This window comes from Mesorhizobium sp. M0239, from assembly GCF_040321815.1.
In the GTDB taxonomy this organism is placed as follows: Bacteria; Pseudomonadota; Alphaproteobacteria; order Rhizobiales; family Rhizobiaceae; genus Mesorhizobium.
On record NZ_JAMYSG010000034.1, the window covers coordinates 61,071 to 68,026 of the forward strand.

Genomic DNA, 6,956 nt, shown 5'->3' on the forward strand with positions numbered 1-6,956 from the left:
GCCTAGCTCAGGCGTGCGGATTGCCAAGCCGTTTGTGCGGCAGCTTGTGTCTCCGGGGCGAGGTGCCCCGGAGACGATTGCGGATGCGACGGCTCAGAGCTTCGGATTGAGCAGCGCGTCGATCTTGGGGTCTTTCATGTTGTCCTTGGTCACCAGATTGGCGCCGGTGTCGACATTGGCTTCGACCTTCTCGCCTTTGGAGGCGGCGAGTGCGGTCTTGATGCCGTCATAGCCCATCCGGTACGGATCCTGGACGACGAGGGCGGAAATGACGCCGTCGTTGAGGAACTTGATCAGCTTCTCGTCGCTGTCGAAACCGACCAGCGCCAGTTTGCCGCCAAGGCTGTTTTCCGCGACAGCCTGGCCGACGCCCTGCGCCATGATCAGGTTGGAAGCGAAGATGCCCTTGAGGTTCGGGTTGGCGGTGATCAGGTCGGTGGCGATGTTGAGGCCGGTGGTGGCCTGGCCGTCGGCATATTTATCGGCGACCAGCTTGAGGCCCGGATATTTGGCGGCCAGCTGTTCGGTGAAGCCCTGCTTGCGCTGTTCGAGCGAGCCGGCGCCCGGTGCGTTGGTGATCAGGGCGACGTCGCCCTCGATCTTGCCGCCGTTGGCAGCGCCGATGGCGGCTGCGAGGCCGTCGGCGGCGACGCGGCCGCCCTGGACGTTGTCGGTGGTCAGGAACGAGGTGAAAGCCTTGGAGTCGGCGCCGGAGTCGATGCCGATGACCTTGACCTTGGCAGCGGCTTCATCGATCGGCTTGCCAAGCGCCTTGAACTCGGTCGGCGCAATGACGATGGCCGCCGGGTTGCTGGCAACGGCGTTCTCGAGGATCGAGACCTGGCCGTTGACGTCGGTTTCAGCCTGGGCACCGAGTTCCGGCACATTGACGCCGAGATCCTTGCCGGCCTTGCGGGCGCCGGCCAGAACGATCTGCCAGTAGAAGGACGTGGTGTCCTTGACGATGATCGGAATGGTGACGTCCGCCGCCGAAACCGGCGCCGAATGCATGACGCCGGCGAGCATCGAAGCTGCTGCCAGCGCCATGACGGCGCGGCGGTTGAGAATGCTGGTCGCGAATTTCATGAGGTTTCCTCCCTAAGTCGCCCGGTGAACGTTACGGAAGCTCCGTCCGGATAGGCGCGGCCCAAACAGAACTTTATCAATAAAAAACAATTGCCATGTTTTGATAATGCATCGAACAGATCGATGCAAGCGGTGTTTGATCAATCCTTGCGAGGTCTGGCAGAGGCAGATCCACCGCGCTGCTCCCCATTGACGCCGTCACGCTTCCGTTCCGTTCCGGGAATGTATGGAATATTAATTCCACCATTTCGTCAATATGGAATATCCATTCCTTCGTGTGACCGCAAGAATATGAAGTTTCACGCCAGCTCCTGCACCAGTGTGTAGGGACGATATCTGGCGTATTCCGTCTCCGGCACGTCGATGTCGAGCAGTTGGAGGTTACGCGTCAGGTTCGCCAGCTTGGCGGTGCCGGTCAGCACGGTGGCGACGGCAGGTTCATGCAAGGGGAATTGGAACGCTGCGGCGGCGAGCGGATAGCCACCCTCGGCGGCGATCCTTTCCATTGCGCCGACGCGGTCGAGCACGTCATGGCTGGCAGGGCGGTAGTCGAAATGCGCGTCTTGCACCGGCCCGGTCGCCAGGATGCCGGAGTTGAACACGCCGCCGATGACCAGGGAGGTCTGCCGCGCCCGGCATAGGGGCAGCAACTCCGCTTCGGCACTGCGGTCGAGCAGGGAATAGCGGCTGGCGAGCAGGATGCAGTCGAGCGGCGCCTCGCGCATCACGTCCAGACAGATCTGCACCTCGTTGACGCCAAGCCCATAGGCGGAAATGACGCCGGACCGTTTCAGCTCTTCGAGTGCCTTGAGGCCGCCGTCCATCAGGTCGCGAAAGTGCAGCTTGGTCTTCTCGACACCATGGGTGTAGGCGCCGATGTCGTGGACAAACAGGATGTCTATCCTGTTTAGGCCAAGCCGCGCATAGCTGAACTCGACCGACCGCATGATGCCGTCGTAGGAATAGTCGTAGTCGAGCGCGAAGGGCAGCGGATCGACATAGGAGTGATCGGGAACCTGATCCTCCGACACCGGGCGGAACAGCCGGCCGACCTTGGTCGACAGCACATAGGAATCGCGCGGCTTGTAGCGCAGGAAGTCGCCGAAGCGGCGCTCCGACAGTCCGAAACCGTAAAAGGGTGCGGTGTCGAAATAGCGCAGGCCGGCATCCCAGGCGCCCTGCAGCGTCTCCATCGCCGCTTCGCGCGAACAGGCGCGGTAAAGGCCGCCAAGTGCAGCGCCGCCAAAGCTGACCTCGGTGACTTCCAGCGCTGTCTGGCCGATGCGGCGTCTTTCCATGCACAACCTCCCCGTGGCCAGCCAACTGGCCGGCGCGCAGTCTACTTTATATCAGTAAAATCTAAAGTGTGGCGCCCAGATGCCAGGGCACGAACTCGTTGTCGCCGTAGCCGAAGTCCTCGCTCTTGGTCTTGCGGCCGGAAGCCGTTTCGACGATCAGTTCGAAGATCTCGCGGCCCATGCCGGCGATGGTCTTTTCACCCGAGGCGATGACGCCGCAATTGACGTCCATGTCCTCCTCCATCTGGTGGTACATGGTCGAGTTGGTGGCGACCTTGATCGACGGCGTCGGACGGCAGCCGAAGCAGGAGCCACGGCCGGTGGTGAAGACGATGACGTTGGCGCCGCCCGCCACCTGGCCGGTCGCCGAAACCGGGTCGTAGCCGGGCGTGTCCATGAACACCAAGCCGCTGCCAGTGACTTTTTCGGCGTAGCCGAATACGCCGTTGAGCGGCGTCTGGCCGCCCTTGGCGACCGCACCGAGCGACTTCTCCAGGATGGTGGTGAGGCCGCCGCGCTTGTTGCCGGGCGAGGGATTGTTGTCGATCGAGGCGCCATGCTTGGCGACGTGGTCCTCCCACCATTTCACGAAGCCGTCGAGCTTCTGCGCGATCTCCGGCGTTGCCGCGCGGTAGGCAAGCAGATGCTCGGCGCCGTAGATCTCCGTCGTCTCGGAGAGGATGCCGATGCCGCCGACGCCAGCCAGGATATCGACAGCCGCGCCGAGCGCCGGATTGGCTGTAATGCCCGACATGCCGTCGGAGCCGCCGCATTGCAGGCCGACGACGATCTCGCTGACCGGGATCGGCTCACGCTTCAGCTGGCCCACTTCCTCGGCGATCTCGGCCAGCACGTCCATCGCCTTTTCCACCGATTTGCGCGATCCGCCGGCGTCCTGGATGTTGAAATGGCGCTTGCCGGCAGCGACGCCCTTTTGGCCGTAGAGGGTGAGCTGGTTGACCTCGCAGCCGAGGCCGACCATCAGCACGCCGCCGAAATTCGGGTGGCGGGCGTAGCCGGCGAGTGTACGGTGCAGCACCATCATGCCGTCGCCGGTGCCGCTCATGCCGCAGCCTTGGCCGTGCACGATCGGCACGAAGCCGTCGATGCCGGGGTATTTCGGCAAAAGCGTGCGGTTGGCGGTGTCGGCGATGGAATGGCAGACGGTGGCCGAGCAATTGACGCTGGCGACGATGCCGATGAAGTTGCGCGTGCCGGCGCGGCCATCGGCGCGGCGATAGCCCATGAAGGTGCGGGCGCGGTCGGCCTCCGTCGCGTGCTCGGCCTCGCTCGGCGGCACGACCGGCAAGCGGCCGGATTCGAACACCAGATTGTGCGAATGCACGTGCTCGCCCGCCGCAATATCCTGTGTCGCGCGACCGATCGCCTGGGCGTATTTCACCACGGCCTCGCCGGCGGCGATCGGCTTGATCGCCACCTTGTGGCCGGGCTCGACCAACACACTGGCGACGGCACCGCCCGGCAGCGCGGTGCCGATCTCGACGCGGCCGTTGGCGACGGCGACATTGTCGGCGGGGGACAGAAGAATGCAGTTGGAGGCGTTCACGGGCGGTTTCCTGGGTGATCCTGGGTTGCGCGGACGGATTGACACGCGTCTGTTTAGCGATATTGTCTTTTATCGTGAAAAAACAGTTTTGCGTCAATTGTTTTTTCACTGGGGAGTTCCGCATGCCTTGGGTGTTCCGGAAAGCGAATTCGCTTTTCAGGGCCATGGGAACGTCATATCGCGCTTCAAACCGGCCGCGGCAAGCGACGGGTGCAACGGATCAGGGATGTCGAAGAGCAACAACGTCTACAAGGATGCCTACAACCGCTGCCTGCGGCTACTCGACGAAACGCGCAGCCTGCCTTCGGAGCCGGAACTGGGCACCTTGCTTGGCGTCAGCCGGACCACGGTGCGCACCATTCTGGCGCGCATGGAAGAGACCGGGCTGATCGCCTGGAACAAGCGCGCCAAGACGGTGCTGCGCGAGACGCGTCCCGATGATTTCTTCCCCGAGGAAGAGACCGACACGCTGGCCGAGATCATCGAACGGTCGTTCATGCGTCGGCTGCTCGCCGGCGGCGCCGAAGCCGGCATGCAGATCAACGAACTCGAACTGGCGCGTGAGATCGGCGTCGGCACCACCAGCGTGCGCGAGTTCCTGATCCGCTTCTCCCGCTTCGGCCTGATCGAGAAGCGTCGCAACAGCCACTGGGTGCTGAAAGGTTTTACCCGCGCCTTCGCGCTGGAGCTGACCGAAATCCGCGAAATGTTCGAACTGCGCTCGGCGGCTGCCTTTGCCGCTTTACCGCAGGACAGCGCGGTCTGGACCGATCTCGACCGCCTGGAAGACGAGCATCGCCAGTTGGCAAACGACATCGCCGCCCGCTTCACCGAGTTCTCCGAGCTCGACGAGCGCTTCCACCGGCTCATCCACCGGGCGTCGCGCAACCGCTTCATCGTCGATTTCTACGATGTCATCGCCATGATCTTCCACTACCATTACCAGTGGAACAAGGCGCAGGAACGCGAGCGCAACGAAGTCGCGATCGGTGAGCATCTGGTCTACATAGAGGCGCTGAAATCACGCGATCTCGGCAAGGTCGACGCCGCTTGCCGCAAGCACCTGAAGTCGGCGCGCCAGACATTGCTGACCTCGATCCCGGAGAGCCGGTCGCTGCAAAAATCCTGAGCCGCATCGCGGCTCGGAGCCTTGTTTCATGCATGTCGTTGTCCCAAAACCGCTATACGCTTTTGGGCGGCATGCATTGAGCCTGCCGCGTCGGCGCCGCGGCGATTTGGCGATTTTCCACCCGCCGGCCCCGTGCTAGGAATGTCGCATTGCTGCGAAGAGGCAGGGCTTTGAGCGTATCGAGGAGACGATGGAGCATGCCGGTCGCGCTTGTCGCGGCCTATCTGCTGTTGCTCCAGTCGGCGCTTGGTGCATTCGCCTTCGGCGCCGGTCCCAATGCATCGCAGCTCGATGCCTTCGGCAACGTCATCTGCACCCATGAGGGCGCAACCCAGCTTCCGGACGGCAACCAGCCGCCGTCCCATCTTCCGGCATGCTGCGTGCTCGGCTGCAGCATGGTTTCGGCGGCCTTTGCGCCGCCGCCCGGCGCTGGCTTGGCGCTGGGCAGCCTTTCCTTCAAAACGGTCGCCTTTGTCTTTCCGGCCGCCATCCATCTCGACTTTGCGCGTGAGCGCTCGCCGTCGAACCCGCGCGCGCCGCCGCTGACGGCCTGAGCCTGTTTGCCCGGCGGAACCTTTGTGGGCGTACCCATCCAAAGATCAAACTGCTCGCGACCGACAACGGCGCGACCTTCACTCCATGGAGCAACCATGTCCTATTTTTTCCCTGACGCGGCGCGTCCTATGCTCGGCGGCATTCTACGCAGCGTCGAAGAGCGTGTCGGCATTGCCGTGCTGGCTCTTGCGCTGCTGTTCACAGGCGCCCAGTCCGTCCTCGCGCATGAGTTCAAGGTTGGCGATCTCGAGATCGGCCACCCCTGGTCGCGCGCCACGCCGGCCGGCGCCAAGGTCGCCGGCGGCTATTTCACCATCACCAACAACGGCAGTGCGCCGGACCGGCTGGTGTCGATTTCCTCCGATGTCTCTGAAAAGGCCGAGCTGCATCAGATGGGCGTCAAGGACGGCGTCATGACCATGCGTCCGGTTGCCGGCGGCCTGGAAATTCCGGCCGGCGGCAAGGTAGCCCTTGCGCCTGGCGGCTATCATTTGATGTTCATCGGCCTGAAGCGACAACCCAAACAGGGCGAAAAGTTCTCCGCTACCCTGACCTTCGAAAAGGCCGGCGCCGTCAGCGTCGATTTCGCTGTCGAAGGCATGGGCGGTGGCGCCATGGACGATCACGCCAATTGACCGCGCCAGTTCGACAAATTTTGAAATCCGAGGGACCATCATGAACAAATATCTTTTGTCAGCCGGCGCACTTCTCGCGCTCGGAACCAGTGCTGCCTTCGCGCATGTCACGTTCGAAACCCAGGAGGCGGCGGTCGGCTCGACCTACAAGGCCGTTTTGCGGGTGCCGCATGGCTGCGACGGCAAGGCGACGACCGCCGTGCGCGTGCAGATTCCGGAAGGGGTGATCCCGGTGAAGCCGATGCCGAAGCCTGGCTGGACGCTGCAGACCAAGAAGGGCAAGTACGACAAATCCTACCAGCTCTATGGTCAGGCGGTTGCCGACGGGGTCAAGGAGGTCGACTGGAGCGGCGGCAGCCTGCCAGATGAATTCTACGACGAGTTCGTCTTCCGCGCGACGCTGACGGCGGATCTCCCTGTCGGCCAGAAGCTTTACTTCCCAGTTGTGCAGGAATGCGATGGGGCCGCCGACCGCTGGATCGAAATCCCGGCAGCCGGCCAGGATGAGGACGCGCTGGAAAACCCGGCACCCGGCATCAAGCTGTTGCCGAAGAAATGATCTCCAAGGCGGGGGGGGCAAAAAAAAGGCCCCGGCGGTTTTTTTGGGGGGGGAAAAACACGCCCCCCCCCCCCAACAAAACAAAAAAGTGCAGGAAAAAAACCCGCCCCGGGTGCCCCCCCCGGGG

At 63.1% G+C, this 6,956-nt stretch carries 7 protein-coding genes; 4 read left to right on the forward strand and 3 right to left on the reverse strand.

What is annotated here, in order from left to right; translation table 11 throughout:
* Nucleotides 1-93: 93 nt before the first annotated feature.
* The 3 genes from NKI99_RS28350 to NKI99_RS28360 all read right to left on the reverse strand — a co-directional run bounded on the left by NKI99_RS28350 (nucleotide 94) and on the right by NKI99_RS28360 (nucleotide 3,951).
* Nucleotides 94-1,086, reverse strand: coding sequence for an ABC transporter substrate-binding protein (locus NKI99_RS28350; RefSeq protein WP_023812481.1), 993 nt, complete (start codon nucleotides 1,084-1,086; stop codon nucleotides 94-96).
* 299 nt (nucleotides 1,087-1,385) lie between these two features.
* Nucleotides 1,386-2,384 (reverse strand): aldo/keto reductase, encoded by a 999-nt coding sequence (locus NKI99_RS28355; protein ID WP_352612909.1) that lies wholly within the window; start codon nucleotides 2,382-2,384, stop codon nucleotides 1,386-1,388.
* 61 nt (nucleotides 2,385-2,445) lie between these two features.
* The gene (locus tag NKI99_RS28360) at nucleotides 2,446-3,951 is read right to left on the reverse strand and encodes a UxaA family hydrolase (protein ID WP_352612911.1); all 1,506 of its coding nucleotides are present in this window, start codon (nucleotides 3,949-3,951) and stop codon (nucleotides 2,446-2,448) included.
* Nucleotides 3,952-4,177: 226 nt separating this feature from the next.
* Between NKI99_RS28360 and NKI99_RS28365 the strand changes: the two genes are divergently transcribed.
* The 4 genes from NKI99_RS28365 to NKI99_RS28380 all read left to right on the forward strand — a co-directional run bounded on the left by NKI99_RS28365 (nucleotide 4,178) and on the right by NKI99_RS28380 (nucleotide 6,829).
* The gene (locus NKI99_RS28365) at nucleotides 4,178-5,080 is read left to right on the forward strand and encodes a GntR family transcriptional regulator (RefSeq protein ID WP_352612913.1); all 903 of its coding nucleotides are present in this window, start codon (nucleotides 4,178-4,180) and stop codon (nucleotides 5,078-5,080) included.
* A gap of 197 nt (nucleotides 5,081-5,277) precedes the next feature.
* Nucleotides 5,278-5,634: a DUF2946 family protein gene (locus NKI99_RS28370; protein WP_352612915.1), complete on the forward strand. Its 357-nt coding sequence runs from the start codon at nucleotides 5,278-5,280 to the stop codon at nucleotides 5,632-5,634.
* 96 nt (nucleotides 5,635-5,730) lie between these two features.
* Entirely contained in the window at nucleotides 5,731-6,270 is a 540-nt protein-coding gene (locus tag NKI99_RS28375; protein ID WP_352612917.1) for a copper chaperone PCu(A)C, read from the forward strand.
* A gap of 40 nt (nucleotides 6,271-6,310) precedes the next feature.
* Entirely contained in the window at nucleotides 6,311-6,829 is a 519-nt protein-coding gene (locus NKI99_RS28380) for a YcnI family copper-binding membrane protein (RefSeq protein ID WP_352612919.1), read from the forward strand.
* Nucleotides 6,830-6,956: the final 127 nt, after the last annotated feature.

Bases quoted from the DNA above. Each gene is read 5' to 3' on its own strand.
- NKI99_RS28350 (WP_023812481.1), bottom strand. From the start codon at position 1,086: ATGAAATTCGCGACCAGCATTCTCAACCGCCGCGCCGTCATGGCGCTG.
- NKI99_RS28355 (WP_352612909.1), bottom strand. From the start codon at position 2,384: ATGGAAAGACGCCGCATCGGCCAGACAGCGCTGGAAGTCACCGAGGTC.
- NKI99_RS28365 (WP_352612913.1), top strand. From the start codon at position 4,178: ATGTCGAAGAGCAACAACGTCTACAAGGATGCCTACAACCGCTGCCTG.
- NKI99_RS28375 (WP_352612917.1), top strand. From the start codon at position 5,731: ATGTCCTATTTTTTCCCTGACGCGGCGCGTCCTATGCTCGGCGGCATT.
- NKI99_RS28370 (WP_352612915.1), top strand. From the start codon at position 5,278: ATGCCGGTCGCGCTTGTCGCGGCCTATCTGCTGTTGCTCCAGTCGGCG.
- NKI99_RS28380 (WP_352612919.1), top strand. From the start codon at position 6,311: ATGAACAAATATCTTTTGTCAGCCGGCGCACTTCTCGCGCTCGGAACC.